The organism is Corallococcus interemptor (assembly GCF_003668875.1).
GTDB classification, from domain to species: domain Bacteria; phylum Myxococcota; class Myxococcia; order Myxococcales; family Myxococcaceae; genus Corallococcus; species Corallococcus interemptor.
In genome coordinates this window covers 44,576-71,502 of sequence record NZ_RAWM01000025.1, presented here as the reverse complement: position 1 = coordinate 71,502, position 26,927 = coordinate 44,576, and the positions used below count along the sequence as shown (strand labels likewise).

The following is a 26,927-nucleotide window of genomic DNA, read 5'->3' as shown; positions in this document are numbered from 1 at the left end:
ACGTCACTTCGCTCCCGTGAGCCATGAACCCCAGCGCACGAGCCGCGTGCCGCCCTCCGGCGCGTTCTTGCCTCCCGGCACCACGCGCTCGGTGCTGCTGGCGAGCGGTTCGAAGCGCGCTTCACGCGGCAGGCCCGCGAGCCCCGGCGCCCACGGATCGGCTGCGTAGGTCTGCGAGAAGACGCGCTGCGTGCCTTCGACGTTCTCGCTGCTCTGCTCGGTGAGGGCAGGCACGTCGTGGCCCTCCACGCTGAACGTGCCCCGCGTTCCCGAGGCCGCGGCGCCGGGCGGCCAGTCCCCCGCGGCCAGCACCTCCCAGGGCATGCTCATCAGCAGCTCCTCCAGGGGCTCCGGCTCGGCCTGCGAGAAGTCGGAGCAGGGGGCCGCGTTGGCTTCGACAGGACCCTCGGCGCGCAGCAGGTAGCCGCGCTCGGCGGTGAAGCACACGCGCTGCGTGCTGGGGGCGGGGCCCACGTCCACGTAGCGCTCGTAGTACGCGCCCGGTCCCAGCGGCCGCTCCAGCGCGGGCACCGGGGCCTTGGCCTCGGCCGAGCCGTCACGGACCTCGAGGAGCTTCAGCTGGAAGCCTCCCGGCACGCGGAAGCCCGCCGACTCCGTGCTCGCTTCAATCAGGCCTCGGGCGAGGTACAGCGGGCCCGGCGTATTGGCGTACACGCGCGTGCGCAGGGGGCCGTCGAAGGAGCGCTGATCAATGACGTAGCGCACGGCCTCCCAGGAGCGGCCCGCGCTGGACGCGACCTCGGCCGTGGCGGTGCCTCCGTGCGGCACGTCGAGAGGGCGCGTCGTGTCCGCGCGCACGGGGAAGAGCACATCCTTCGCCAGCCGCGCCTGGGACAGCGGCCTGCCACCTTCGTCGCTGAAGGACGCGCGCACCCAGACCCAGGGCTGCTCCACCGCCACCACCTCCAGCGTCAGCTGTCCCTGGAGCGTGCGCGCCGTGCCGCCCGCGCGAGGCTCCGGACCCTGCGTCGCGCTGAAGGAATACGTGACGCGGTCTCCGACGCGTGCGCGCGCCCAGGCCTCGGCGGCCTGCACGGACGCGGTGCCCTGGGCTCGCGTGTCGGAAGGAGAAGGGCCGCTCGACTTCGTGCTCTCGCAGCCGGGGAGGAACGACAGGGCCGCGCCCAACAGCGCGGCGAGGGGAAGGGAAGGGCGCATGGACATGACGACGGGATATCCCGGGAGTGGATTCAAACCCAGGCCTTACGCACTCTGCGTGTATTTCAGGAATAGTAGGAGTAAATGCGACCCAGGGGAGGGTGACTGACCAGAAGACACCCCTGTCCGAAAATCAGTGGGTTGCAGCATGGCAGGTAAAAACCACGTCACAACAGGCACTTGGCGTTCCAAGCGTTACGCCTTGTTACGCTCGGATTCTTGGAAGCTGGAGTGCCCGCGCTCCAAGCAATTCAACAAATCCAAGTTATTCCCTCTGACGTCCGGCTGGCCCGCCAGTTGCTCAAGGGAGCGGCAAGCTGTCCGCGGCTGACGGGAAGGTCAGGCGGCAGCGGATCTCCCCCGAACCAGAGGAACGACGAATGTTCAAGAAGGCGGCAGTCCTCGTGGCGAGCTGTGGTGCGTTGCTGTCCGGCTGCGGTAACGACGTGGAGAGCGAGAACCAGGAGATCGTCTCCAACCTGATCGAGGCCGGCTTCCCCGCGTCCGAGATCATGGAGGCTGACGGTCTGGTGTACGTGGGCCGTGACGCGCACGTCACCCTGGAGGCCTCGCGCGAGATGCTCCAGCCGGCGGACAAGGCGACCCAGGAGCAGTACCGCACGACGAACCTCGTCAGCTCCACCAAGACGAAGATCTGCATCAACCCGACGTCCACCTTCAACAGCTACAGCCGCCTGAGCCAGGGCCTGGATCTGGCGATCCAGAACTACAACCAGCGCGGTCTGAGCTTCACGATGGCGCGTGGCCCCACCACGGGCTGCAGCGCGAACATCACCGCGACGGTCATGTCCGGCGCCGGCGGCTCCGCGGGCTTCCCGTCGGGCGGCAACCCCTACGGCACCATCAACATCGGTACCGGCCTGCAGAGCTACAGCGTGGACGTGAACGAGCACGTCATCACGCACGAGCTCGGCCACTGCATCGGCTTCCGTCACTCGGACTACTACAACCGCGCCATCTCCTGCGGCGGCTCCGCCAGCAACGAGGGCACGGCGGGCGTGGGCGCCATCCTCATCAGCGGCACGCCGAGCACCGCGACGGTGGGCGGCTCCATCATGAACTCCTGCTTCCGCTCGACGGAGTCCGGTGAGTTCACCAGCTCGGACATCACCGCGCTGAACGCCCTGTACTAAGCGATGACGTCGCGACCCCTTGAGTCCATCATGAGTCCAAGGGGTCGCATCCTCGCGGGCACCTTCTTGCTCCTGGGCCTCGTGGCCTGTGGAAAGGAGGAGGTGCCCGGAGAGCCTTTCCGTCCGGCGGTGTGTGTGGATCCCACGACGGCGCAAGCGCGCCGGCCTCCGGAGGTTCGCGGCCAGACGCAGTGTGGCCCGATTGCCGACTTCACCCCCATCAACAGCTACCAGGGCGAGTTCGCGGACGTCGCGCAGACGGTCGAGGACGCGGTCGTCCTGGTTGACGGGCGCTGCACCGGAACACTGATCGAGGCGAGCGCGGGTCCCGTGGTGGTGACGGCGGGGCACTGCGTCGGGCTCGGTGACCGGTCGCTGCTCGTCTTCAATTTCGAGGACCAGCCGGACGGCGACCCGCTCGTCACCGAGGGCACCGTCATCGAGCAGTCGCAAGAGCCTGACTACGCGCTCATCCAGCTGGACGTGCTCCCCCAGGTGAGGCCGGTCCTGCTGTCGGCCGTGCCTGGTGAGCGGCTGGCCATCATCCAGCACCCCCGGGGCAGGCCCAAGGTCATCGCCGAGGGCGAGTACCTGGATGCGTGCAACTCGCTGCTCTACTACGCGGGCCTGGACACCCTGGTCGGAAGCTCCGGCGCGGGCGTGCTCAACCGCCAGGGCCAGCTTCTGGGCATCCACACCGATGGTGACTGCGACTGGACCGGCCGCGGCGCCAACCGGGGCTGGACGGTGGAGTCCATCGTCGCGGCGTCGCCGTACCTGGTGGACGCGGACATCGTCGCGCGCTGAAGGCAGGACCCAAGGGGAGACGACCATGTTCAGGAGAGCGGCGGTGCTCGCGGTGGGCTGTGGCGCGTGGCTGTCCGGCTGCGGGACCAGCCTGGAGCAGGAGCACGAGGAGATCGTCTCCAACCTGGTCGAGGCGGGCTTCCCGCGCGGCGACATCCGGGTCGAGGGCGAGGGCGTCTCCGTGGGCGGCGACGCCCGGGTGAGCCTCGAGGCCTCCCGCGAGATGCTCCAGTCCGGCGGTGACGGCGAGGAGCAGTACCGGACGACGAACATCGTCAGCACGTCGCTGGTGCGGAAGATCTGCGTCAACCCCACGTCCACGTTCAACAGCTACAGCGGCCTGAGCCAGGGCCTGGACCTGGCCCTCCAGAACTACAACGCGCTGGGGCTCTGCTTCACCATGGTGCGGGGCACGACCACCGGCTGCGATGCGACCATCGTCATGACGACCGCGGCGGGCACGGGCTACAACTCGGGCTTTCCCTCGGGCGGCAAGCCCTACGGGACCATCACCATCGGCACCGGGTGGAACACCGCGCCGCTGGACACGGTGGAGCACATCGTCACCCACGAGCTGGGCCATGCGCTGGGCATGCGCCACTCGGACTACTACTCCCAGGTCATCAGCTGTGGCACGGGCGGCAACGAGGGCACCGCGGGCGTGGGGGCCATCCTCATCCCCGGCACGCCCGCCACGTCCTACGTGAACGGCTCCATCTTCAACGCCTGCCTCCCGCCGAACCCGACGGGTGAGTTCACCAGCACGGACATCACCGCGCTGAGGTTCCTCTACCGCTGCGGATGAGGCGTCAGCTGCGCTTCGAGCGTCCGCGCCCAGTGGGCCAGGACCTTGCGGCGCCGCGCGGTGTCGTCGTGGAGCAGGTTGGCGAGCGCCAGGCCTCGCAGCAGGTCCAGCGTCGCGCGCACGGCCTCGCGCACGTCGCGGTCGCGCTCGTCCAGGCCCAGCAGCTCCACGGTGAGCCGGTGCACCTCGCGGCCGACGTGCGTCTCCAGCGGTAGGAGCAGCGCCTTCAGCTCTTCGTCCGCCACGGCCGCCACCCACAGGTGCGTCGCGGCGGTGAAGAGCGGGCCGGCGTAGACGTCGTGGAGCAGGTTCAACAGCGGCTCGACGCGCCGCCGGCTCTCCGGCAGGCCGTTCGCGCGCCGCACCAGTTCCTCAATCTGCTGATGGAACACGTGCTCCACCGCGGCCGCGACCAGGGCCGCGCGCGTGGGGAAGTGGTGCTGACAGGCGCCGCGTGACACGCCCGCGCGCTCCGCGATGGCGCCCATCGTCGCCCCCGCCCAGCCCTTCTCCACCAGCACGTCGATGGCGGCCGTCATCAGCTTCTGCCGCGTCACCCGGCTGCGCTCCTGCTCCTGCCGTGTCGTCCCGCTCGCCGTGCCGCTCATGGAGCCACAGTGTTGCGGCGGGAAGAAAAAAGCAATCGTGATTGCTTTCTTTGGGCGTGGGGTGGAGACTCCCCGCTCCCTGGCTGAGGAGGTGCGATGGACGCGCGTTCGCTGCGAATCGGCAATGCATCCGGCTTCTACGGCGACCGCTTCTCCGCGTTCCGGGAGATGCTGGAGGGCGGTCCCCTGGACGTCCTCACCGGCGACTACCTGGCGGAGCTGACCATGCTCATCCTGGGCCGGGACCGGCTGAAGAACCCGTCGGGCGGGTACGCGCGGACGTTCCTGCGCCAGCTGGAGGAGACGCTGGGCCTCGCGGTGGAGCGCAAGGTCCGCATCGTCACGAACGCCGGCGGCCTCAACCCGGAAGGGCTCGCGAACGACCTGCGCGCGCTGGCCACGAAGCTCGGGGTGAGCGTCCGCATCGCGCACGTCGAGGGCGACGACCTCGTCGGCCGCGCGGACGAGCTGGGCTTCGACCAGCCCCTCACGGCGAACGCGTACCTTGGAGGCTGGGGCATCGCGGCGTGCCTGGAGGCGGGCGCGGACATCGTCGTCACGGGCCGCGTGACGGACGCGTCGCTCGTCGTGGGCCCCGCGGCCGCGCACTTCGGCTGGAAGCGCGATGACTGGGACCGGCTGGCGGGCGCCATGGTCGCGGGCCACGTCCTGGAGTGCGGCGCGCAGGCGACCGGCGGCAACTTCGCGCGCTTCGGTGAAATCGACGTGCGCCGGCCCGGCTTCCCGCTCGCGGAGGTCTTCGCGGACGGGTCGAGCATCATCACCAAGCACCCGGGCACCGGCGGGGCCGTCACCGTCGACACCGTGAAGGCCCAGCTCGTCTATGAAATCGGCGGCGCGCGCTACGCGGGCCCGGATGCCACGGCGCGCTTCGACACCATCGGGGTCAGCGCGGACGGTCCGGACCGCGTGCGCCTGTCGGGCGTGCGCGGCGAGCCGCCTCCTCCGGACGTGAAGGTGTGCCTGAACCGGCTCGGGGGCTTCCGCAACGACGCGCAGTTCATCCTCGTCGGCCTGGACATCGAGGAGAAGGCCGCGCTGGTGCGGGCGCAGCTCGAAGCGACGCTCAAGCCCCGGCCGGCCGAGGTCCTCTACACGCTCGCGCGCACCGACCAGCCGGATGCGCCCAGCGAGGAGCAGGCCTCGGCGCGGCTGCGCGTCTCCGTGAAGGACTCGGACCCGAAGGTCGTTGGCCGGTCCTTCAGCGGCGCCGTGGTGGAGCTCGCCCTGTGCAGCTACCCCGGGTTCTTCCTGCCGGAGCTTCCGGGTGAAGGTTCGCCCTTCGGCGTCTACACGCCTGGCTACGTGGATGCGCGCAAGGTGCCGCACGTCGCCGTCCTCCCGGATGGGCGGCGCGTGGACGTGACGCCTTCGGAGAGGACGCTCGGCCTGGAGGCGGTCCCCCCTCCGTCGCTGCCCGCGCAGCTGCCGCCGGGGACCTGCCGCCGCGTGCCGCTGGGCCAGGTGGCGCTGGCCCGCAGCGGTGACAAGGGCGGGGACGCGAACATCGGCGTCTGGGTCCGCACGGAGGAGGCCTGGCGCTGGCTGGTGCACACGCTCACGGAGGCGCAGCTGCGCACGCTGCTGCCGGAGGCCCGGGAGCTGTCAATCCAGCGGCACGTGCTGCCCAACCTGTTCGCGCTGAACTTCGTCATCGAGGGCCTGCTGGGTGAGGGCGTCTCGTCGTCCACGCGCTTTGATCAGCAGGCCAAGGCGCTCGGCGAGTGGCTGCGCTCGCGCCACGTCGACGTCCCGGAATCGCTTCTCTAACCCCTCCGCACGCGCACCGAGGAAGTCATGCAGCAGACCCAGGAACACCGCGCCATCCGTCAGACCGTCCGCAAGTTCGTGGAACAGGAGCTGAACCCGCACATCGATGCCTGGGAAGCCGCGGAGATCTTCCCGGCGCGCGAGGTCTTCAAGAAGCTGGGCGACCTCGGGCTGCTCGGCATCACGAAGCCCACGGAGTTCGGCGGGCTGGGGCTGGACGCGTCGTTCTCCGTCGCCTTCGCGGAGGAGCTGGGGCACTGCACCTGCGGCGCGCTGCCCATGGCCATTGGCGTCGTGACGGACATGGCGACGCCCGCGCTCGCCCGCTTCGGCAGTGATGCCCTCCGGCGGGAGTTCCTGGCGCCCACGCTCACGGGGGAGCGCGTCTGCTCCATCGCGGTGAGCGAGCCCGGCGCCGGCTCCGACGTCGCGAGCGTGACGACCACCGCGCGCCGGGACGGCGACGACTACGTCATCGACGGCAGCAAGATGTGGATCACCAACGGCATGCAGGCGGATTGGATCTGCCTGCTCGCCAACACGGGGGACGGGCCCGCGCACGCGAACAAGTCGCTCATCGTCGTGCCCATGGACCGCCCCGGCATCACCCGGTCGAAGATCCGCAAGCTGGGCATGTGGGCGTCGGACACGGCGCAGCTCTTCTTCGACGGCGTGCGCGTCCCGGCGCGCTTCCGCATTGGCGACGAGGGGCGCGGCTTCGCGATGCAGATGCAGCAGTTCCAGGAGGAGCGGCTGTTCGTGTCGGCCAGCACGCTGGTGACCTTCGACCGGCTCATCGCGCAGACCGCCGAGTACACGCGGCAGCGCAAGGCCTTTGGCCAGTCCATCCTGGACAACCAGAGCGTGCACTTCCGGCTCGCGGAGTTGCAGACGGAGGTGGAGGCGCTTCGGGCGCTCATCTACCGGACCGTCTCCATGTACATCGAGAACAAGGACGACCCGGAGGTCGTGAAGCTCGCCTCGATGTGCAAGCTCAAGTCGGGCCGGCTGGCCCGTGAACTCGCCGACGGCTGCCTCCAGTACTGGGGCGGCATGGGCTTCACCTGGGACAACCCCGTCGCCCGCGCCTACCGGGACCTGCGTCTGGGGTCCATCGGTGGCGGCGCCGACGAGGTGATGCTCGGAATCATCAGCAAGGCCATGGGAACGCTGCCCCGCAAGGCGCGCGGCTGAGGGAGCAACACGACATGGGATACCGTTCAGTCTTCGCCCCGAACTCCTTCGCGGGCCGCACCATCATCGTCACCGGCGCCGGCAGCGGCATCGGGCGTTGCACCGCTCATGAGCTGGCATCGCTCGGCGCGCACATCGTCCTGGTGGGCCGCAAGACGGAGAAGCTCGCGAAGGTCGCCGGCGAGCTCGCCGCCGAGGGCCACGCGTCCACGCAGCACGCCGTGGACATCCGCGACGAGGCCGCGGTGCGCGACATGGTCGCCGCCGTCGTCCAGAAGCACGGCCGCATCCACGGGCTCGTGAACAACGCGGGCGGGCAGTTCCCGTCGCCGCTGTCGCAGATTTCCAAGAAGGGCTTCGAGGCGGTCGTCTCCACCAACCTCACCGGCGGCTTCCTGGTGGCGCGCGAGGTGTTCACCCAGTCCATGAGCGAGCACGGCGGCGCCATCGTGAACATGCTCGCGGATGCCTGGAACGGCATGCCGGGCATGGGGCACTCGGGCGCGGCGCGCGCCGGCATGTTCAACCTGACGCAGACCGCCGCCGTCGAGTGGGCCGAGTCCGGCGTGCGCGTCAACGCCGTCGCGCCCGGCTGGGTGGCCTCCAGCGGCCTGGACACCTACGAGGACCCGTTCGTCCGCGAGATGATCCCCATCCTGCGCAAGCAGGTGCCCCTGCACCGGCTGGCCACGGAGGCGGAGGTGAGCGGCGCCATCGTGTTCCTGCTCTCCGACGTGGCGGCGTTCATCACCGGCGAGGTCATCCGCATCGACGGGGGCGCGTCCTGCAACACGAAGGCGTACCCGCTGTCGGAGCACTCGAACTCGAAGCCGTACGACGGCTTCCACCTCGCGGCGCCGCCGGCCATCCTCGACGGCCCGAAGGAGAAGTGACGTGCCCACGCTCGTCTCCCAGGTTGAACCGGCCTCCGCCACCTTCACCACGCAGCGCAAGGAGATGCTCGCCCGCGTCGCCGAGCTGCGCGCCATCGAGCAGAAGTCGCGCGACACGGAGCTGCTGGCCCGCGAGAAGTTCAAGCAGCGCGGGCAGCTCCTGCCGCGGGAGCGCCTGGCGCTGCTGCTCGACCGGGGCTCGCCCTTCCTGGAGCTGTCCACGCTGTGCGGCTACAAGCACCACGACGACACCGACGGCTCGCTGGCGGGGGGCAACACCCTCATCGGCATCGGCTTCGTGTCCGGGGTGCGCTGCCTGGTGTTCGTCAGCAACTCCGCGGTGAAGGGCGGTACGGCGACGCCCTGGGGCGTCCAGAAGGCGCTGCGCGCGCAGGAGATTGCCCTGCAGAACCGGCTGCCTGTCGTATCGCTCGTGGAGAGCGGCGGGGCGAACCTGCTCTACCAGCAGGAGATCTTCATCCCGGGCGGGGAGACCTTCTACAACCAGGCGAAGCTGTCCGCGGCCGGCATCCCCCAGGTCACCGTCGTCCACGGTTCGAGCACCGCGGGCGGCGCGTACATCCCGGGCCTCTCCGACCACGTCGTCATGGTGCGCGGCAAGGCGAAGGTGTTCCTCGCCGGCCCTCCGCTGCTGCTCGCGGCCACGGGCGAGGTCGCCACGGACGAGGACCTGGGCGGCGCGGAGATGCACACCACCGTGGCCGGCACCTCCGACCACCTGGCTGAGGACGACGCCGACGGCATCCGCATCGCGCGCGAAATCGTCGCGTCGCTCGGGTGGAATGACGCGCTGCCGGCGGCCGCGCGGTCCGCGTTCGAGCCTCCCCGCTACGCGGTGGAGGAGCTGTGCGGCGTCGTGCCCATGGACCACCGCAAGCCGTACGACTGCCGCGAGGTGATTGCCCGGCTGGTGGATGGCTCGGACTTCTCCGCCTTCAAGGACGACTACGACGCGCTCACCGTCTGCGGCTGGGCGCGCATCGAGGGCCGGGCGGTGGGCATCATCGGCAACAACGGGCCCATCACGGCGAAGGGCGCGACGAAGGCGGGACAGTTCATCCAGCTGTGCTGCCAGGCGCGCACGCCCATCGTCTACCTGCAGAACACCACGGGCTACATGGTGGGCACGCAGTCGGAGCAGGGCGGCATCGTGAAGCACGGCGCGAAGATGCTTCAGGCGGTGGCCAACGCGACCGTGCCTCAGATGACCCTTCTCCTGGGCGGTGCCTTTGGCGCGGGCAACTACGGGATGTGCGGCCGTGCGTTCCACCCGCGCTTCATCTTCGCGTGGCCCAACGCGCGCACCGCGGTGATGGGCGGCGAGCAGGCGGCGAAGGTGCTGACCATCGTCGCCACGGAGAAGGCCCGGCGCGCGGGGCTGCCGCCCGACCAGGAGTTCCTGGACGGGATGGCGAAGCCGCTCATCGAGCAGTTCGATCAGGAGTCCGACGCCTTCCACTGCAGCGCGCGGCTGTTCGACGACGGCGTCATCGACCCCCGGGACACGCGGCGGGTGCTCGGGTTCATCCTGGCCACGTGCGACGAGGCTTCGCGCCGCACGCTGTCGCCCAACTCCTTCGGCGTCGCCCGGCTGTAGCGAGGGGAATCATGAAACGCATCCATAAGGTGCTGGTGGCGAACCGGGGTGAGATCGCCGTGCGTGTGTTGCGCACGTGCCGCCGGCTGGGGCTGCGCACGGTCGCGGTCTTCTCCGACGCGGACCGGGACGCGCCCCACGTGCGGCTGGCGGACGAAGCGATGCACCTGGGGCCGCCGCCCGCCAGGGAGTCCTACCTCTCCATCGAGCGCGTCATCGCCGCGGCGAAGGCTTCCGGCGCGGATGCCATCCATCCCGGGTACGGCTTCCTGTCGGAGAACGAGGACTTCGCGCGCGCGTGCTCTGAAGCCGGACTCGTCTTCGTCGGGCCGCCGGCGGAGGCCATCGAGCTGATGGGGAACAAGCGGCAGGCGAAGCTGCGCATGCAGGCCGCGGACGTGCCCTGCATCCCCGGCTATGAGGCGGCGCGCCCTGGCGAATCGCTCGACGACGAGGCCCTGGTCCGCGAGGGCCAGCGCGTCGGCTTTCCCATCATGGTGAAGGCGGCGGCGGGCGGCGGTGGGCGAGGCATGAGGCTGGTGCGTGAGCCGGGCGCGCTGCTGGGCGCCATCCAGTCCGCGCGCTCCGAGGCGACGAACGCCTTTGGCAGCGGCGAGCTCATCCTGGAGCGCGCCATCGAGGGCGCGCGTCACGTGGAGGTGCAGGTCTTCGCGGACGAGCACGGGAACGCCGTGCACCTGGGCGAGCGCGACTGCTCCGTCCAGCGCCGGCATCAGAAGGTGATTGAAGAGAGCCCGTCCCCGGCCGTCACGCCCGAGCTGCGTGAGCGCATGGGGGCCGTGGCGGTGCAGGCCATCCGCGCCATCGGGTATCGCGGCGCGGGCACCATCGAGTTCCTGCTGGCGCCCAACGGCGACTTCTTCTTCATGGAGATGAACACGCGGCTCCAGGTCGAACACCCGGTGACGGAGCTCATCACCGGGCTGGACCTGGTGGAGTGGCAGCTGCGCGTCGCCGACGGCGAAGCGCTCCCGCTGACGCAGGCGGAGGTCCGGTTCCACGGGCACGCCATCGAGGCGCGCCTGTGCGCCGAGGACCCGGCGAAGGGCTTCCTCCCGCAGACGGGCCGGCTCCTCGCGTGGGTGCCGCCGCAAGGGGAGGGCGTCCGCGTGGACCATGGCGTGCGTGAAGGCCAGGACATCACGCCGTTCTACGACTCCATGCAGGCGAAGCTCATCGCGCACGGACCGGACCGCGAGACGACGCGCGAGCGGCTGGCCTCCGCGCTGCGGGAGCTGACGGTGTTCGGCGTCACGACGAACAGCACCTTCATCCAGCACGTGCTCGCGCACGAGGCGTTCCGCTCCGGCCGGTACGACACGGGCTTCGTCGCCGCGCATACGCCGCCGGAGACGCTGGGGGCGCTCGGGCAGGCCTCCACGGAGGACCAGGCCATCCTGGCCGCCGTGCTCTTCCATGACGACGCGCTGGCGCTGTCCCGGAAGGGAGGCTTCGACGCGGCGCTCACGGGCTGGAGCAGCTCCTCCGCCTTGCCGGTGCCGGTCGTCCTGCATGACGGGGCCTCGGAGTTCCGCGCTTCGGTCCGCCCTGCCGGGCCGGAGGCCTATGACGTCCGCATCGGGGACACGGCGGTCGCGCTCTCACTGCGCGGCTTGGACGCCGGTCGCGTCGAGGTCGAGGTGTCAGGGCGCCGCCGCCCGGTCCGCTACCGGCGCGCGGGGGCGACGTTGTGGAGCTCGCTCGACGGCATCACGCGGCAGCTTCGCGACGTCTCCTTCCGGCTGCCCTCCGAACGCGAGCGGGCCAGCGACGGCCGCCTGCGCGCGCCCATGGACGGCCGCATCATCCGGGTGAGCACGGAGGTCGGCGCGACGGTGAAGAAGGGCGACGTGCTGGTGGTGCTCGAAGCGATGAAGATGGAGTCGTCCCTCATCGCGCCCACGGATGGCGTGGTCACGGCGGTGAACGTCACGGTCGGGGCGCAGGTGCCGGCACGGCACGTCGTCGCGGTCGTCTCCCCTGAAGCGAAGGAGGCAGCATGAGTGAAGCATCGCTCGTCCGGTACGAAGTCTCTCGCGGCGTCGCCACCCTCACGCTGGACTCGCCCAAGAATCGCAACGCGCTGTCGCGCGCGCTGGTGACTCAACTGCTGGAGCGGCTGCGCGCAGTGGCGGTGGACCCGGAGGTGCGCGCGGTCGTCCTCGCGGCCACCGGTCCCGCGTTCTGCGCGGGCGCGGACCTCTCGGAGATGGCGGACGGCGGCGCCGCGAAGGCTCCGGCCGTGCTGCTCGATGTCCTGCGCACGATCGTCACGCTGCCCCAGCCCGTCGTGGCGAAGGTGGCCGGGCAGGTGCGGGCCGGGGGCATCGGCATCGTCGGCGCTTGCGACGTGGCGGTCGTCGCCGAGTCCGTGAAGTTCGCCTTCACGGAGGCGCGCATCGGCGTGACGCCCGCGGTCATCTCCCTCACCACGCTGCCACACCTGACCAGCCGGGCCGCGAGCCGCTACTTCCTCACCGGCGAGGCCTTCGACGCCGCCGAGGCCGCGCGCATCGGGCTCATCACCTCCGCGGTGCCGGACGCGTCGCTGGAGGGCGCCGTGGAGCAGATCCTGGAGACCTTCCGCGTGTCGTCGCCGCAGGGCCTGCGCGAGACGAAGCAGCTGGTCTCCGCCGGCCTGCGCGCGCGCATCGACGCTGGGGGCGATGCGATGGTGGCCCTCTCCGGCCGGCTGTTCGCCTCCGAAGAAGCCCAGGAGGGCATGATCGCCTTCCTGGAGCGCCGGCCTCCCGCCTGGGCCGCTCCCAAGTAGACGAGAAAGGATGCCCACGATGTCCGTGACCCAGGAAGCGCAGTCCCCGCGCATCAGCCGCATCTCGCTGGGAGACATCGTCCACCGGTCGGCGTTGCGCTGGCCGGAGCGGACGGCGCTCGTCGACGGGGAGCTGGAGCTCTCCTACGCGGAGCTTGACCGGCGCTCGAACGCGTTCGCGCACCACCTGCTCGGGCAGGGCCTGTCGCAGGGCGCGCGCGTCGCCATGCTCTGCGGCAACTCGGCGCAGATGGTCACCGCGTTCGTGGGCATCTACAAGTCAGGGCTCGTCTGGGTGCCCATCAACACCGGCCTCTCCGTGGAGGGCATCCGGTACATCCTCGAACACGCGGAGGCGACCCACGCCGTCGTCGACGCGGAGTTCCTCGCGAAGCCCGGGCTCAAGGCGATGTTCGATGCGCTGGGCACCCGCCTCATCGTCTGCGTTCCGGAGGGACAGGCGGCGCCGGGCGGGGACACGGTCGCGTTCCTGGACACGCTCCAGGGCCAGCCCGGCACGCTGCCGGAGGTGGACATCCGCAGCGGCCAGATGGCGCAGATCATGTACACCAGCGGCACCACCGGGCAGCAGAAGGGCGTGATGCACTCGCACGCGTCGGTGCACGCGGCGCTGAGCGGGAACCTGTTCGAGCTGGGCATGCGGGCGGGGGACTCCACCCTCTGCGTGCTGCCCATGTTCCACTGCGCGCAGCACGCCATCGTGATGACGTTCCTGCTGGCCGGAGCGGCCGTCGTCGTGCGCCGGGCGTTCGACCCGGGGGCGATGCTCGCGACCATCGAGCAGCGCGGCATCACGTTCCTGCTGGGCCTGCCGGTGATGTACGGCGCGATGCTGGCGCACCCGGCGCGTCCGGCCACGAAGCTGTCCAGCCTGCGCCTGTGCCTCTACGTGATGGCGCCCATGGCGCGCACGCTGCTGGTGGAACTCATCGAGCACTTCTGCCCGGGCGGCTTCGCGCTCGCGTCGGGGCAGACGGAGATGTACCCGGCGACGACCATGTTCAAGCCGGAGCAGCAGCTCAAGCGCTTCGGCTCGTACTGGGGCGACTCGGTGGTGACGAACGAGACGGCCATCATGGACGACGACGGCCGGCTGCTCGGGCGCGGCGAGGTGGGGGAGATCGTCCACCGCGGGCCGAACGTGATGCTGGGCTACTACAAGGACCCGGAGGCGACCGCGCGGGCGAGCGCGTTCGGCTGGCACCACACCGGCGACCTGGGCATGTTCGACGCCGACGGCCAGCTGCTCTTCGTGGACCGCAAGAAGGACATGATCAAGACGGGCGGAGAGAACGTCCCGTCCATCAAGGTCGAGGAGGTCCTCCTGCGGCATCCCGCCGTGCTCCAGGCCGCCGTGGTGGGCCTGCCGCATGCGCGTTGGACGGAGGCGGTGACGGGCTTCGTCGTGCTCAAGCCCGGCGCCACCGCGACGGATGCGGAGCTCCACGCCCACTGCCGGCAGCACCTCGGTGGCTTCGAGGTGCCGAAGGCCATCGTCCTGCTGCCGGCCATGCCGCAGACGAGCACCGGCAAGGCCCAGAAGTTCGTCCTCCGGCAGCAGTACGCGGCGCACTACGGCTAGCTAGCGTTTGCCCAGCAGGCCATAGGGCTTCCACTCCAGGATCTTCAGGTCGAACCCCGCCTGGCGCTTCGAGGCGAGCCACTCCTCGAGCGCGCCCAGCGCGGAGGCCTCGTCATCGAACTGCTGGCGCTCGCCTTCGCGGGTGACCAGCGTGGTGCCTTCCACGATGGCGGACGTGTACTGCGCCTTGGGCCCGCTGTAGTTCGCGAGCTCCCGCTCCAGCGGACCCCGGCCGGGCACCCCGGTCGTGACGCGCACGAAGTCCTCCGCGTAGCGGGACTCCAGCCGCCGGAGTTCCCGCGCGGCGGCATCGGAGGTCTCGAAGGCCAGGCGGAACGTGCGCATCGACCCGTTGTTGTAGCCCGCGTGCAGCTGCACGACGGCGCCGAAGCGCTCCACCTCCAGGAACAGGTCCCCGCGCTTGCGCCAGAAGGTGACGCGCTCGGAGGCCCGCTGCTTCACGTCCAGGGCCGGCTGCGGCTCCTGTCCGAGGAACCGGTTCCCGTCGAAGATCTGCATCGCCCGGATCCCCGGGCGCGTCAGCCACACCTCGCCTGTCTTGCGCTGGGCGTAGACGACGTCCTTCGCGTGCGCGTCCTCCGGCGCCCGCGCCACGATGCCGGCGATGTCCAGGCCCTGGAGCTCCTCGGCGGTGGGCGCATCCGGCTCGCGGACCCGCCGGGGCTGGAGCGTCGCGGTGAAGACGGGTTCGCCCTTCTGGATGCGCTCGAAGAGCACGTCGTGGTGGAGCTCCCCCAGGTCGATGTCCCACAGCTCCGGCAGGAGGAAGGTGGACGCGAGCGATGCGGCCGTCTCTCCGGAGCGGCCGTTCTCCAGGTGGTGCTCGGTGTGGGCTTTGCCGTAACAGGCGACGTCGTGGTCGTTCTCGTCGAGGAAGCGCGTGGTGAGGTCGCCCGCCACGATGAGGCTTTCGTCGTTGTGGATGCCCTGGATGGCGTCGCGGACCACCAGGTCCCCGAGCACCAGGAAGTTCCCCGACGTCTGGAGCCCCCACGCCGTGCAGCGGCCCAGGACCACGACCGTCGAGTCCGGCCCGCAGTCCTCCAGCACGCCCGCCACCTCCAGGTCGCCGAGGACGACGAGGGGCGCCTCGACACGCAGCGGACCGGAAGCCCTCGCGTTGCCGGTGATGACCCGGGCCTCGGAGACGGTCCCTTCGAGCACCGCGTCCTCGGGCGCCAGCAGCTCGCGCATCACCACGGCCGCGAAGCCGACGGGCGACAGGGGACCGGGGCACAGCGCCTGGATGAGCTGGGACGGCTCCATGCGCGGGTCGCGGAAATTGCTCGCGAGCTCCGAGACCTCAGGGTCCCCGTGGTGGGAGAGCGCTTCGAGGGTCGCACCGTCGAGCCGTGCACGCACGGCCTCCGCGCGCGAGAGGAATTCTTCCTGAATGAGGAGCATGGGGACACGCTACCCGCTCGGATGTGATAGTGATTGGGAAAGAGGGTGCCGGGCCGGCGGCATCCTTGAATTCGAGGGGGAGTCCCCATGACAGTCAGTTGGAGAGAAATGCTCTCACGGGCCACGGCGCTGTTTTTCCTGGGATTGGGAATGGCCTCGTGCGGCACGAAGGATCCGGGCCCGGACACACAGGAAGTCCCGAGGCTCGAGGTGCTGCGGGAGAACGCGCGGCTGCTGGGCGTGGACGAGCGGCAGCGCTTCCTGCTGTTCACGGACCAGAACGACTCTGGCACGTACGCGAAGTTGCTCCCCCTGGGCGTGGACACGCGCATCAGCGATCCGGCGCAAGGGGCCACGCTCGCGCAGGACGGCAGCGTGGTGCTGCTCTGGAGCGCGCCCGATGGAGCACAGGCCCGGACCCGGTGGCTCTGGCGCCCCGGTTCAGGCGCCGGCATTCCCTTCACCACACGCTCCACCGGTGACGCCGTTCATGACCGGGCGCTGAGCTATCTGGCCTTCACCGAAACCGACGCGGGAACGACCTCACTGCGCGTGATGGACACGGCCACCTGCACCCAGCAGGCCTGCCCCTTGCGGACGGTGCTCGAGGTCCCCGGAAACCTGCTGTCGCTCCAGGTGGGAGGGAAGACCGTGCTCGCGTTCGACGCGAAGCAGGGCTGGCTCATCGACGTGCCGTCCGGCGCCGTGACGGAGCTGGGGCCGCAGCCGGAGCCGCCCACGCTCTCTCCGGATGGCGCGCACTACATCCTGTTCGACGGGGCCGGGCACCTCCAGGTGTTCGACACCGCCACCCGCACCCTCCAGTGGGAGCGCCCCTGGGCGCAGGACGTGTCGCGCGCGGGCTGGAAGGTCGGCGCCGCGGTGATGACCGACGCGAAGCTCCTGGTCGTCAACATCTACGAGCCGCCGCCGCCCGGCTCCATTCCGCTCGTGCGCGCGACCCTCACCTGTGATGCGACGTCGTGCCGGGGCCTCGATGGCGGGGACGGGAACTGTGGGCTGGCGGGCCGCGGGGACCTCGTGAGCTGCAGCCGCCAGGTGCGGTGCGGTCCGTACGGATGCGAGTACAACTCCCTCTACTTCGATGCCTCCATGCGGCTGCTCTCGAACACGTCCAGCACCGGCGCCCGCCAGCCTCAACCGGCCTTCAGCGCGGACCTGACGCAGAACGTCTCGCTCTATCGCGACTCATCCTCCGACAGGTTGATCTGGAACCGGCCAGAGGGCGGTCGCGAGCTGGCGCTGCAGGGTTATCTGGACACGAACATCTGCACCTTCCTGCCGGGCGCGGAGCGCGTGGTGTTCGCCCAGAGGCTGACGCGTTCGGATGGCGTGAGTGAAACCCGCTTGTGGACCTGGGACGGAACCGCGCTGAAGGACGAGCTGGCCCTGCCGAGCCCGCCCTCGTCCCTTCCCGTGGTGCGCGCCTCCCCGACCACGATGTACGTGAACGTCGAGGCGGCGGACCGCAACTATTCCCATATCGCCCGGATCCGGCTCCAGCCGTAGGAGAACACCCAATGACTGCTCAAAGACGAACGTGGACGCTGCTGGGACTGTTGCTGGCGGGCCTGGGCGCCGCGCATTGCCGCGACCCCGTGGATCCGCCGCCCGTGGAGGGGGAGAAGGAGACGCCGCCCCTTCCGGCCATGGCGCGCGAAGCCCGCCTGCTCCAGGTGGATGCGGCACAGCGCGTGCTGCTGTCCATCCGGGCGGACGGCACCTACGCGCAGGACCTCCCGGATGGCGCACCCGTGCGCATCGCGGACGCGGCGGAAGGCGCGGACATCACGGGCGACGGCCAGACCACGGTGATGTGGAGCGCGGAGGCGGACGGGATGCGGACGGTGTGGCTCTGGCGGCGCGGCACGCCGGAGGCCATCGTGCTCAGCCAGAAGGCCCGGGGGCCGGTGCTCCATGACGGAGGCCAGAGCTTCGTGGCCTTCCTCGAACAGGACGGCACGGGCGCCTCCGCCGTGCGCGTGGCGAGGATTCCAACCTGCCTGCCCGGTGACTGCGTGCTCCAGACGCTCCTCCAGGTCCAGGACGGGGCGCCGGCGCTGCGGCGCGGTGGCACGACGCTGTCACTGCAGAATGGCGCACACCGCTGGTTGATTGACGTGCCCACTGGCGCGGTGAAGGACCTGGGAGAGCTCCCGGGGCATTCCTTCGTGTCGCCCGCGATGACCCGCTACGGCTGGGCGGAGCATGATCACGTGCGCCTGTTCGACAGCGCCACGGGCGCGCAGGTGTGGGAACAGGTCATCGAGCACGCCGACTTCCAGAGCTGGATCTCCACCCATGCCTTCATGCTGAGCGAAGAGCGGGTCTATGTCGGCTCGGAGGACATCTACATGGGCACTCCGCAGGGCGTGCCCAAGAGTCATCGGACGTATGCGTGCGGAGCGCAGGGCTGCTCGTCATCCCTCGGCGGCGACAGCTGCTATCCCGCCACGTTGCAGGGCCAGCTCGCGATGTGGTGCCGGCCGGACCCCTGCCTCCAGATCCGATGCCCGCAGCCCAGTCCCAGCTACCGGGACAGCGAAGGCGCGTGGCTCTATTCCGAGTCAGAGTCCGGCAGGGTCTTGGGTCCCATCCTCAGCCAGGACCTCAAGAACTCGGTGGGGCTCTACGGTGAACAGGGCCAGCTCCACCGGCTGGAATGGCGACGGGAAGACGAGTTCTGGTCGCTGTACCTGGACGCGCCCTATCCGAGCGCGCCCATCCAGTTCCTCCCCGACAAGTCGCGCGTGGTGTTCCACCAGCAGGTGTTCGAGGCGGATGGAATCGCCCGGAGCCACCTGTGGACGTGGGACCGGTTCCGGCGGGTCGACCTGGGCCGGCTGGACGGCGCGCCCGGGCCCATGAGCATCGTGCGTGACAACCCGCCCACGTTCTATCTGGACACGGACGTCGTGAACGCGGATGGCACCGCGGGGACGGCCATCGTCCGCGTCGCGCTCTGAGTCATGGCGTACGGCCGGGCCCCCGACGAGGGCCCGGCCGTGGTTCATCCGCCGGGGCCTACTGGCAGATGGTGACGTCCGAACACAGGCACTGGCGAGCGCCGGCCAGGCCACACTGGCGGAAGCACGAGCAGTCCTCGTTCATGCAGATGTCGGGGCAGATGCCGCTGGCTTCGGAGCTGGCGGGCATCAGCGTCCCGGCGGCGCCACCGGCCACGACGCCCAGCATGAACACCCACTTCACGATTCCCTTGCGCATGTACGACCTCCCAGGTTGAACGGCCCGGGCATTCTAGAGGTGCGTCTTCCACCGGGCGAGGCCCGGCCCGGAGGTCCAGGGCCCTGGCGCCGTGCTGCCTCTTCGTCGCATGGGTTGTGCACGTTCCTGATGCCATGCCCAGCCCCAAGGGCAGTGGTTCCCTGAGAGGCGTCCCTCGACCTTCAGCCCCGGTTCATCAAGGGGGAGCATGCAATGAAGGCATTCAAGGCAGTCCTGCTGGGGACGCTCGCGTCGGCGCTGCTCGTGGGGGCGGGTTGCAAGACCACGAAGGGCGAAGGCTCGGAGGGGGGCGGCACCGGCGGCTCCGGATCGACTCCGAGTGGGTCCGACGACATGAGTGGAGACGAGGGGACCCCCCATGGAGGAACCGGGGGGGCCGGGAAACGCCCGGGCAAGATCGGCGAAGCAGGAAAGGCGCCGAGTCAGGACACGGGCGGCTCCAGCATTGACGGCAGCGACAAGGGCACCCCCGGCGGGGGCTCCAGCACGGGCGGCAGTGGCACGGGCGGCTCGGGTGGTAGCGGCTCCGGCGGTGGTGGTGGCGGCGGCGGTGGTAGTGGTGGTGGCGACATGAGCCGCTGACCCTGACGAGTCCAGCGCAGTGGATGGACGAGCCGGGGGCGTGCGATTCGCGTCCTCGGCTCCCCTGCAGGTCGAGCACCGCTTCGGCGCCCGCGCGGGGAGTGGGGCGTGGACAACGTTCCCAGTGGCCCCTCGTCCAAGGCCCCGCCACGGACGGCTGCCTGCCTCCCGGGAGCCGGGCCTGCGCGAGCGAATCGCTTCCCTCGGGTACGGCCTGTGCGTATCACTGGTCTCCGTGCGCACGCCCACCGACCGATTCCTCCCGCCCCACGCCGACGCTCCCTCCCCACGCGGGCGGGTGGTGATCATCGCGCCCACGCGCGCAGCATGCGAGACCATCGAGCTGGCGCTCGGGCTGGAGCTGCGCACGTACCTGGAGGAGCACCACGGTGAGCGCCTGCGGGAGCTGGCGCGGAGCGGGCAGGGGTTCGGCATCGTCGCGGGCACCGGCACGGGCAAGACGCTGGCCATCCGCCCCATCGCGGAGGAGCTCGTGGGCCGGCGGCCCCTGCGGGTGACGGTGGTCAACCGCGAGCGGGAGGCCACCGCGGAGACGCCGCTCGCGGACGTGGCCATCGTCACCACCGGCATCGCGCGGCGCTGGTTCCAGGGCGGCGCCATCCGGCGGGAGGACACGCTCATCGTGGATGAGATCCACCAGACCTCCGCGGAGCTGGAGCTGTGCCTGGCCCTGGGCAAGCGCGTGGGCTGCCGCTTCATCTGGCTGTCCGCCACGGTGGATCCGGCCTTCTACGCGCGCTACCTGGACAGCGCGGACGTGCTCCAGGTGTCCAGCTTCGACCCGAGGAAGGCGGCCCGGGTGGAGGTGGAGCGCCGCCAGCCGCTGTCCTTCCTGGACAACGCCTTCCTGCGGGACGTGCTGGGGCAGGGGCGCGGCGTGGGCGTGTTCCTGCCCACGCGCGCGGGCGTGGAGGATGCGGCGGCCCACGTGCGCGCGAACGCGCCGGAGGTGCACGCGGCGCACTACCACGGCGGCGAGCCGCTGCGCGCCATCCGCCCTTTCCTGGAGGGCACCGCGCCGCGGCCCTTCGTGCTCACGATGACGGCCGCGGGCCAGAGCGCGCTCAACGTGCCGGGGCTGGACACGGTCGTCATCGACGACCTGCGCTTCGCGAACGTGGTGGAGGGCGGCCGCAACGTGCTCACCCGCGTGCACCTGGGCAACAACGAGCTCTTGCAGATGGCCGGGCGCGTGCACGGGCGCGTGGAGGGTGGGCGCGTCTTCATCCTGAGCGACAGGCCGCTGAACTTCGCCTCGCTGCGGCCCACCGAGCCGGAGTTCCAGCTCGCGGGAGAACCCGAGCGGGTGGCGCTCACCGCGGCGGCCCTGGGCGTGCGGGTGGACGAGCTGGACCTGCCCGTGCCGCTGGACCGCGATGCCTATCGCCGGGCGCTCGCGAAGCTGCGGGCGCGCAACATCGTGGACGAGGACGGGCGGCTGTCCGCCTACGGCCGCGCGGTGGAGGCCCTGCCCGTGGAGCGCCCGTGGGCGGAGCTCATCGTCAACGCGGAGGACGACCTGCTGCCCTTCCTCGCGGTGTGCAGCGCGGTGGAGTCCCTGCACCGGATGACGCGCGAGGAGCGCAACCTGGAAGGGGTGCTCGTGCCCGGCAGCGACCACCTGACCGCGTACAACCTCTACGCCGAGGCCTTCCGTGAAGCGGGCACGGTGGGCGAGGTGCAGGGGCTGCCGCGCCACGTCTTCGACCCGGAGAAGCTCACGCCGTGGGCCGAGGGGCGCGGCGTGCTGGTGAAGGCGCTGGAGGACGCGGCGCTCGCGACGGCGAGCGTGTACCGGAGCGTGGGGCTGGCGCTCCCCGCGCGCATGCCCTTCGCGAGCCCCGGCGTGTACCAGCGCTTCTGCGACCTGCTCGCGCGCTTCATGCCCTTCGACCTGGTCATCGACGAGCGCACGGCCTGGGGCGATTCCGCGCGCGTGTCGAAGACGAGCGTGTGCGGCAACCTGGGCGCGGTGGCGGGCGTGCTGCGCTACTTCGCGGACCGCAACGGCGAATCACAGGCCGGCATCGAAGGCACCCAGCTGCCCCAGTCGCTGTTGCGCCGCCATGCCCGCCGTCACTCCGCCGCGCCCGTGTACGACGAGCGCTTCCGCTCGGTCGTGCTCGTCACGCGGCTGGAGTTCTTCGGCTTCGCGCTGGAGCAGGAAGTGGACGTGCTGCGCGCCTGGGGGCCGGAGCACGCGAAGGCGGCCCGCCACGCGCTCGCCGAAGCGCTGGCGCGGGGCGAAGCGCCACACCCCGCGGTGGACCGCCACCGGGTCGCCATCGCCGAGGTGCGTGAGCTGTGGCGGCGCTCGGGAGGCATCACCGCGCCGCTGGGCGAGCCGGAGCTCACCGCGCTCTACGAAGCGCAGCTGGACGGCGTGGACACGCTCGACGACTTCAAGGCGCGCCCGCTGCGGCTGGACCTGGACGCGCTCGTGCCGCCCGCGACGCGGAGGGCGCTCATGGCGCTCCCGGACGCCGTGGAGGTCCGCGAGCAGGAGGTGCCGCTGGAGTACGACGTGGAGGAGCTGACGGACGGCGCCCCGCGCGGCGTGGTGCGGCTGCACCTGCCGGAGAAGCTTGCGCGCACGCTGGTGGAGGAGGAGCTGCCGCTGCTCGACCGTCCCCAGCGCTTCAGCGTGGCCCGGGGCCGCCGGGGCGTGCTCCAGGCTCGTTCGCTCCTGGAGCTCCAGGAACTGCTCGACCGGCCCTGGATGCCGGATGAGATCGCCCAGGCCACCCGGGAGCGTCCGCCCCCGGAGCAGGAGCGTGAGCGGGGCGCCCCCTGGCGCGGGGGGCCACGGGGCCACCACGGCAAGGCGCCCAGGAATGGCAGGCGCCCGGGAGGCAGGCGGCGGCGCTGAGCCGCGAAGTCATCTCGCGCGGCGGTCCAGCCAGAGCCTCAGGGCGCGCACGATGTCCTCCGGTGCGTCCTCCGGAGCATGGTGCCCCGCGCGTCCCAGCGGGACGATCTCCACGGCCGGGAGGTTGTCGCGCGCCCAATTGATGATGTGCGGCGCGTTGAGGCCGGTGTCCCCGAAGGTCAGCAGGAGCACGGGCTTCGCGGACGGCTCGGCGAGCCACGCGTCATAGGCCTTCACCACCGCGACGACGTCGGCGGGCTCACCCTCGATGGGAATCTCGCGCGGCCATTGCAGCACCGGGCGCCTCGACGCCGGGTCGGGGTACGGAGCGAAGTAGACGGCCCGGTCCGCCTCCGCGAGGCCGTGCTGGACACCATTCGCGAAGGACCTGTCGAGGAACGCGTTCTGCTCCAGCACCAGCTTCTCGCCGGCGCCTGGGGTCCGCAGGGCGCGGAACAGCTGTTCGCCCTGGGGAGGCCAGTCGCTCCATTGCATGGGACGCAGGAACGTCTCGAAGACGGCCACGCCCCGCACGCGGTCCGGATGCCGCCGCGCCCAATCCAGGGCCAGCACGCCACCCCAGTCATAGCCAACGAGCACGACGTCCCGCAGGTCGAGCGCCGAGAACCACGCATCGAGGTACTTCGCATGGTCCGCGAACCGGTAGGGGCTGTCCGGCTTGCCCGAATCGCCCATCCCGATGAGGTCCGGCGCGAGGCACCGCCCACGGCCGGCGAGCCCCGGCATGACGTTGCGCCACACGTGCGAGGACGTGGGGTTGCCGTGCAGGAACACGATGGGCGAGCCCGTCCCTGTCTCCCGGTAGGAGATGAACGAGTCGAGGACCTGAAGCCGATGAACCGTGGGCATGGGGGTGCTCCGGGATGGAAGCGGTGGGGAGGCGCGGCAGGCGATGAGCACGCCCGCGGCGAGACAGCCGAGCAGTCTGTGCATGCACCCATGATGGGGAAGGGGAGACCTCGCTGGTAGTGATGGTTCGTGAGGTCTAGGCTCACCAGCCGTGAGCATTTCGATCGCGGCCCTCGACCTCAACCTCCTGCTGGTGCTCCACACCGTCCTCACCGAGCGCAGCGTGGTGCGCGCGGCCGAGCGGCTCCACGTCACGCCGTCCGCCATCAGCAACAGCCTGGCGCGCCTGCGCTCCGTGCTGGGGGACCCCCTGGTCACGCGAAAGGGCCGGGGCATCGTCCCCACGCCGCGCGCGCTCGCGCTCGCCCCCGCCATCGCGCGAGGGCTGCGGGAGCTGGAGTCCGGGCTTCACGAGGCCCCATTCGAGCCGGCGCGCTGCAAGCGAACGTTCACCCTCGCCGTCGCCGACGCGGGGCAGGTCACCTGGGGACCCCGAATCGCTTCCCGGATGGGCCAGGAGATGCCGGACGCGCGCCTCGCCGTGGTCGGCATCGCCTCGCTCGTCGCGTTGGGGGACCTGACCTCGTCCCAGGTCGACCTGCACCTCGGACTCGCCGGGAGGGGCGCGGGCCTGCACGTCGAACCCCTGCTGGACGAGCGCACCGTCCTCGTCGCGCGTGAAGGCCACCCCGCGCTCGCGAAGCGCCTGTCCCCGCGTGCACTCGGCGCGCTCCGGCACGTGGGCGTGGAGATGGTTCCGGGCAAGGGCTTCCGGGACCTCGCCGGCGCCGCGTACGCACGCGCGGGCATCCGCCGGGAGGTCGCGGTGACGGTGCCGTCCTTCCTGACGGCTGCCGCGATGGTGGCGGAGACGGACCTGGTCACCACGCTGCCGGAGTCACTGCTCGCCGCTCAGGGCACACGCCTGGGCGTGCGCGGCGTCAACGCGCCGGTGCCCGCGCACACCGTCAAGCTGGCCCTGTGCTGGCATGACCGCACGCACGCGGACCCGGCGGCGCGCTACTTCCGGGAGCTGGTGCGCCGCGCGGTCCTGGACGCGTGAGCGTGGTGTCCTGTTCGTTGAGCACCATCGCGCCGCTCCGATGGCCTTTTGTGATAGCCGGGCACAAACCCTTGGAGGCGTGATGCTGAATCGGAGTGCCTGGCTGTTGCCCTGTCTTGCCTTGCTGCTGCCCGGATGCATGTCATTGGAGGCGGATGACGCGCCGGAGTCACAACAGCAGGCCTTGCCGGGCTCGGAGGTCATCGACTTCGCCTCCGCGAGCACGCTGGCGAACACGGACGCGTCCGGCAAGAGCGGCGGCATGGCCGTGCTCAAGACGAACAGCGCGAACTGCACGGTGGGCGCGTACGCGGACTGCTATGCGCAGTACATCGAGTTCAGCCCCAGCTACACGGGCTACCTGACCTTCAAGCTCTCAAGCCTCACCCAGGCCGCGCCCACCCCGGCGCAGATCACCCAGCTCCAACTCCTGACGAAGTACCAGGGGCCCGGGACCGCCACGTCCTACTACCAGTGGCAGCTCTACCGGTTCTCGACGTCCAGCTGGGTCACCCTCGCCAACTCGCAGGGGCGCGGTGACTGGGTCTGGACCCCGGCCCTGACGCTCGGCCTGCCGGCCACCGAGGCCGCGTCGAACTTCGTGTCGAGCACGGGCGACATCCGCGCCCGCCTCGTCAAGGGCGCGGGCACGGACGCTGCGCAGCTGGACAGCCTCCGGCTCCAGGTGTCGTGGGACGTCGGTGGTGGTGGTGGTGGTGACCCGACCTGCACGCTGCCGGTGTTCCCCAGGGGCACCACCTGGATGTGGGACCTGGAGCACGCGTCCATCCCCACGAACCTCAACGCCCAGGTCTACGTCGTGGACCTCTTCAACACGACCCCCACGAAGATCCAGGAGTACAAGAACGCCGGCAAGAAGGTGGTCTGCTACTTCAGCGCGGGCACCTACGAGGACTGGCGGGACGACGTGAACCAGTTCCCGCAGGACACGTACTGCACCCCCGGGGAGAACTGCGCGCAGTCCGTCCACATCCTGGGCGACTGGTGCACCAGCGGCGGCGGCTGTGAATGGTGGCTGGATCACCGCAAGCCCGCGGTGCGCACGGTGATGACGTCGCGCATGCAGCTGGCGAAGGACAAGGGCTGCGACGCGGTGGAGCCGGACAACGTGGACGGCTACTCGCACGACGATGAAATCAATTGCACCGACCAGGCCTGCTGGGGCCTCACGGCGGCGAACCAGCTGGACTACAACCGCTGGCTGGCCACCACCGCCCACTCGCTGTGCCTGGGCATCGCGCTCAAGAACGACGTGGACCAGGTCGCGTCGCTCGCGGACGCCTTCGACTTCGCCATCAACGAGCAGTGCCAGAAGTACAACGAGTGCGGCGTCTACAAGACGGCCTTCACGAACAACAACAAGGCGGTCTTCAACGCCGAGTACCGCAAGGACTCCGGCGGAGTGACCACCGGCTGGACGTCCTGCACGGGCACCGGCGCGACCTGCGCCTGCGGTGAGAGCGGCTTTGCCCAGGGCGACCTGCGCACCCTGGTCTTCACCACCGCGTCGGTCCGGTACGACAACCTCCAGTTCACCTGCTGGTAGCGCGAAGCGGGCCGGGGTGTCTTCGCGCCCCGGCCCCTTCACTCAGTACGACACGGTGGCCCGGTAGGCGAAGTGGTCCGAGCCGTACTTCTCCAGCCGCTCCGCGGGGCCGGTGCCGATGCCGCGCTTCACGTAGATCTGATCAATGGGCACGCCGTCCACGCCCGCCGTGTTCAGGTGGTTCATCCCGGGGATGTCCTGGGACAGCGCGCGGTTGAAGTCCCCCAGCAGGACGACGGGCAGGTCGCGGGCCAGCAGGTCCGCGACGACTTCGCGCACCACGGCGTTGTGCGTCCGCCAGCGCTCCTGGCGCTCCGGGTGCTCGCCGTTCCAGGCGCCGGAGATGTAGTGGGTGTTGACGAAGGCCAGCTTCGCGCCGGTCTCCTTGTTCTTCAGCACCACCCAGTTCACGAAGCGCGCCGGCGTCACGCCCTCCTGGCCTTCGTGCGTCATCCGGGAGCCATCCCCGGTCTTGTCGAACTTGTTCCTGCGCCAGGAGATGGCGATGGAGTTGCGCGCGGCCAGCCGCTCCGCGCCGGGCCGGAAGTGGTCGTAGTACTCCAGCGCATCCAGCTTGGAGTGGCCCTCCGCGGTGCTCACCTCCTGCCAGCCGATGATGTCCGCGAGCGGCCGCGTGTTCCCCTGGCCAACCCAGATGTTGTGCGTCGCGACCGTGACCGTCGTGGCGGCGAGCGCCGTGGCCTCCTCCGAAGAGGTGGAGGGCAGAAGCCCCAGGGAGAGCAGCAGGCTGAGGACGGCGGAGGACAGGAGCTTGAGCATGGGTCCCTCGGAAGCCACGCCAGGTGATTCCTGGCGT

The 26,927-nt window shown here is 70.4% G+C and carries 22 protein-coding genes; 16 read left to right on the top strand and 6 right to left on the bottom strand.

Going from position 1 to position 26,927, the window contains the following annotated elements:
- Positions 1-3: 3 nt before the first annotated feature.
- On the bottom strand, positions 4-1,185 hold the full coding sequence (locus tag D7X96_RS12295; protein WP_121769781.1) for a DUF6068 family protein: 1,182 nt from the start codon (positions 1,183-1,185) through the stop codon (positions 4-6).
- A 374-nt stretch (positions 1,186-1,559) separates the two neighbouring features.
- Between D7X96_RS12295 and D7X96_RS12290 the strand changes: the two genes are divergently transcribed.
- The 3 genes from D7X96_RS12290 to D7X96_RS12280 are packed head-to-tail and all read left to right on the top strand — an operon-like array spanning position 1,560 to position 3,945.
- Positions 1,560-2,333, top strand: coding sequence for a zinc-dependent metalloprotease (locus D7X96_RS12290; RefSeq protein ID WP_120550558.1), 774 nt, complete (start codon positions 1,560-1,562; stop codon positions 2,331-2,333).
- Between the two features lie 30 nt (positions 2,334-2,363).
- The gene (locus D7X96_RS12285) at positions 2,364-3,140 is read left to right on the top strand and encodes a trypsin-like serine peptidase (RefSeq protein WP_121769787.1); all 777 of its coding nucleotides are present in this window, start codon (positions 2,364-2,366) and stop codon (positions 3,138-3,140) included.
- Between the two features lie 25 nt (positions 3,141-3,165).
- A complete protein-coding gene (locus D7X96_RS12280) occupies positions 3,166-3,945 on the top strand; it encodes a zinc-dependent metalloprotease (protein ID WP_121769780.1) in 780 nt (259 codons plus the stop codon).
- Here the strand turns inward: D7X96_RS12280 and D7X96_RS12275 are convergent.
- Positions 3,930-4,553, bottom strand: a complete 624-nt coding sequence (locus D7X96_RS12275) for a TetR/AcrR family transcriptional regulator (RefSeq protein WP_120550555.1) — start codon at positions 4,551-4,553, stop codon at positions 3,930-3,932. The genes D7X96_RS12280 and D7X96_RS12275 overlap by 16 nt on opposite strands.
- Positions 4,554-4,649: 96 nt before the next feature.
- Here D7X96_RS12275 and D7X96_RS12270 point away from each other — a divergent pair, with 96 nt between their 5' ends.
- The 7 genes from D7X96_RS12270 to D7X96_RS12240 are packed head-to-tail and all read left to right on the top strand — an operon-like array spanning position 4,650 to position 14,446.
- Entirely contained in the window at positions 4,650-6,344 is a 1,695-nt protein-coding gene (locus D7X96_RS12270; protein ID WP_120550554.1) for an acyclic terpene utilization AtuA family protein, read from the top strand.
- Between the two features lie 27 nt (positions 6,345-6,371).
- Positions 6,372-7,538, top strand: coding sequence for an acyl-CoA dehydrogenase family protein (locus tag D7X96_RS12265; protein ID WP_120550553.1), 1,167 nt, complete (start codon positions 6,372-6,374; stop codon positions 7,536-7,538).
- 14 nt (positions 7,539-7,552) lie between these two features.
- Positions 7,553-8,431, top strand: a complete 879-nt coding sequence (locus tag D7X96_RS12260; protein WP_121722521.1) for an SDR family oxidoreductase — start codon at positions 7,553-7,555, stop codon at positions 8,429-8,431.
- 1 nt (position 8,432) lies between these two features.
- A complete protein-coding gene (locus D7X96_RS12255) occupies positions 8,433-10,049 on the top strand; it encodes an acyl-CoA carboxylase subunit beta (RefSeq protein WP_120550551.1) in 1,617 nt (538 codons plus the stop codon).
- A gap of 11 nt (positions 10,050-10,060) precedes the next feature.
- Positions 10,061-12,073 (top strand): acetyl/propionyl/methylcrotonyl-CoA carboxylase subunit alpha, encoded by a 2,013-nt coding sequence (locus D7X96_RS12250; RefSeq protein ID WP_121769779.1) that lies wholly within the window; start codon positions 10,061-10,063, stop codon positions 12,071-12,073.
- Positions 12,070-12,843, top strand: a complete 774-nt coding sequence (locus D7X96_RS12245; protein WP_120550549.1) for an enoyl-CoA hydratase family protein — start codon at positions 12,070-12,072, stop codon at positions 12,841-12,843. The genes D7X96_RS12250 and D7X96_RS12245 overlap by 4 nt, the downstream gene beginning before the upstream one ends.
- 19 nt (positions 12,844-12,862) lie before the next feature.
- On the top strand, positions 12,863-14,446 hold the full coding sequence (locus D7X96_RS12240; protein WP_121769778.1) for an AMP-binding protein: 1,584 nt from the start codon (positions 12,863-12,865) through the stop codon (positions 14,444-14,446).
- Here D7X96_RS12240 and D7X96_RS12235 read toward each other — a convergent pair whose 3' ends face one another.
- Positions 14,447-15,871, bottom strand: coding sequence for a hypothetical protein (locus tag D7X96_RS12235; protein ID WP_121769777.1), 1,425 nt, complete (start codon positions 15,869-15,871; stop codon positions 14,447-14,449).
- 150 nt (positions 15,872-16,021) lie between these two features.
- Between D7X96_RS12235 and D7X96_RS12230 the strand changes: the two genes are divergently transcribed.
- Positions 16,022-17,401 carry a YncE family protein gene (locus D7X96_RS12230; protein ID WP_147468289.1) on the top strand — a complete coding sequence of 460 codons (1,380 nt, stop codon included), beginning with the start codon at positions 16,022-16,024 and terminating at the stop codon, positions 17,399-17,401.
- Positions 17,402-17,412: 11 nt separating this feature from the next.
- Positions 17,413-18,858, top strand: a complete 1,446-nt coding sequence (locus D7X96_RS12225; RefSeq protein ID WP_147468288.1) for a hypothetical protein — start codon at positions 17,413-17,415, stop codon at positions 18,856-18,858.
- A gap of 58 nt (positions 18,859-18,916) precedes the next feature.
- Here the strand turns inward: D7X96_RS12225 and D7X96_RS12220 are convergent, their stop codons facing one another.
- The gene (locus D7X96_RS12220) at positions 18,917-19,117 is read right to left on the bottom strand and encodes a hypothetical protein (RefSeq protein WP_120550545.1); all 201 of its coding nucleotides are present in this window, start codon (positions 19,115-19,117) and stop codon (positions 18,917-18,919) included.
- Positions 19,118-19,330: 213 nt separating this feature from the next.
- On the opposite strand from D7X96_RS12220, the gene D7X96_RS39945 reads away from it, so the two are divergent.
- Both D7X96_RS39945 and D7X96_RS12215 read left to right on the top strand, forming a co-directional pair.
- Positions 19,331-19,720: a hypothetical protein gene (locus D7X96_RS39945; protein WP_158626575.1), complete on the top strand. Its 390-nt coding sequence runs from the start codon at positions 19,331-19,333 to the stop codon at positions 19,718-19,720.
- 301 nt (positions 19,721-20,021) lie between these two features.
- On the top strand, positions 20,022-22,610 hold the full coding sequence (locus D7X96_RS12215) for a DEAD/DEAH box helicase (RefSeq protein ID WP_306449773.1): 2,589 nt from the start codon (positions 20,022-20,024) through the stop codon (positions 22,608-22,610).
- A 9-nt stretch (positions 22,611-22,619) separates the two neighbouring features.
- Here the strand turns inward: D7X96_RS12215 and D7X96_RS12210 are convergent, their stop codons facing one another.
- Positions 22,620-23,480, bottom strand: coding sequence for a haloalkane dehalogenase (locus tag D7X96_RS12210; protein WP_121769773.1), 861 nt, complete (start codon positions 23,478-23,480; stop codon positions 22,620-22,622).
- Positions 23,481-23,631: 151 nt separating this feature from the next.
- On the opposite strand from D7X96_RS12210, the gene D7X96_RS12205 reads away from it, so the two are divergent.
- Both D7X96_RS12205 and D7X96_RS40420 read left to right on the top strand, forming a co-directional pair.
- Complete coding sequence (locus tag D7X96_RS12205; protein WP_121769772.1) at positions 23,632-24,543, top strand: LysR family transcriptional regulator; 912 nt, start codon at positions 23,632-23,634, stop codon at positions 24,541-24,543.
- 82 nt (positions 24,544-24,625) lie between these two features.
- Entirely contained in the window at positions 24,626-26,110 is a 1,485-nt protein-coding gene (locus D7X96_RS40420) for an endo alpha-1,4 polygalactosaminidase (protein WP_208647301.1), read from the top strand.
- A gap of 42 nt (positions 26,111-26,152) precedes the next feature.
- On the opposite strand, the gene D7X96_RS12195 is transcribed toward D7X96_RS40420, so the two are convergent.
- Entirely contained in the window at positions 26,153-26,908 is a 756-nt protein-coding gene (locus tag D7X96_RS12195; RefSeq protein ID WP_244219555.1) for an endonuclease/exonuclease/phosphatase family protein, read from the bottom strand.
- Positions 26,909-26,927 lie beyond the last annotated feature (19 nt).

Coding starts and splice junctions, on each gene's coding strand:
- D7X96_RS12285 (WP_121769787.1), top strand. CDS start 2,364: ATGAGTCCAAGGGGTCGCATCCTCGCGGGCACCTTCTTGCTCCTGGGC.
- D7X96_RS40420 (WP_208647301.1), top strand. CDS start 24,626: ATGCTGAATCGGAGTGCCTGGCTGTTGCCCTGTCTTGCCTTGCTGCTG.
- D7X96_RS12250 (WP_121769779.1), top strand. CDS start 10,061: ATGAAACGCATCCATAAGGTGCTGGTGGCGAACCGGGGTGAGATCGCC.
- D7X96_RS12210 (WP_121769773.1), bottom strand. CDS start 23,480: ATGCCCACGGTTCATCGGCTTCAGGTCCTCGACTCGTTCATCTCCTAC.
- D7X96_RS12235 (WP_121769777.1), bottom strand. CDS start 15,871: ATGCTCCTCATTCAGGAAGAATTCCTCTCGCGCGCGGAGGCCGTGCGT.
- D7X96_RS12225 (WP_147468288.1), top strand. CDS start 17,413: ATGACTGCTCAAAGACGAACGTGGACGCTGCTGGGACTGTTGCTGGCG.
- D7X96_RS12245 (WP_120550549.1), top strand. CDS start 12,070: ATGAGTGAAGCATCGCTCGTCCGGTACGAAGTCTCTCGCGGCGTCGCC.
- D7X96_RS12260 (WP_121722521.1), top strand. CDS start 7,553: ATGGGATACCGTTCAGTCTTCGCCCCGAACTCCTTCGCGGGCCGCACC.
- D7X96_RS12270 (WP_120550554.1), top strand. CDS start 4,650: ATGGACGCGCGTTCGCTGCGAATCGGCAATGCATCCGGCTTCTACGGC.
- D7X96_RS12280 (WP_121769780.1), top strand. CDS start 3,166: ATGTTCAGGAGAGCGGCGGTGCTCGCGGTGGGCTGTGGCGCGTGGCTG.
- D7X96_RS12275 (WP_120550555.1), bottom strand. CDS start 4,553: ATGAGCGGCACGGCGAGCGGGACGACACGGCAGGAGCAGGAGCGCAGC.
- D7X96_RS12265 (WP_120550553.1), top strand. CDS start 6,372: ATGCAGCAGACCCAGGAACACCGCGCCATCCGTCAGACCGTCCGCAAG.
- D7X96_RS12295 (WP_121769781.1), bottom strand. CDS start 1,185: ATGTCCATGCGCCCTTCCCTTCCCCTCGCCGCGCTGTTGGGCGCGGCC.
- D7X96_RS12290 (WP_120550558.1), top strand. CDS start 1,560: ATGTTCAAGAAGGCGGCAGTCCTCGTGGCGAGCTGTGGTGCGTTGCTG.
- D7X96_RS12240 (WP_121769778.1), top strand. CDS start 12,863: ATGTCCGTGACCCAGGAAGCGCAGTCCCCGCGCATCAGCCGCATCTCG.
- D7X96_RS12230 (WP_147468289.1), top strand. CDS start 16,022: ATGGCCTCGTGCGGCACGAAGGATCCGGGCCCGGACACACAGGAAGTC.
- D7X96_RS39945 (WP_158626575.1), top strand. CDS start 19,331: ATGAAGGCATTCAAGGCAGTCCTGCTGGGGACGCTCGCGTCGGCGCTG.
- D7X96_RS12220 (WP_120550545.1), bottom strand. CDS start 19,117: ATGCGCAAGGGAATCGTGAAGTGGGTGTTCATGCTGGGCGTCGTGGCC.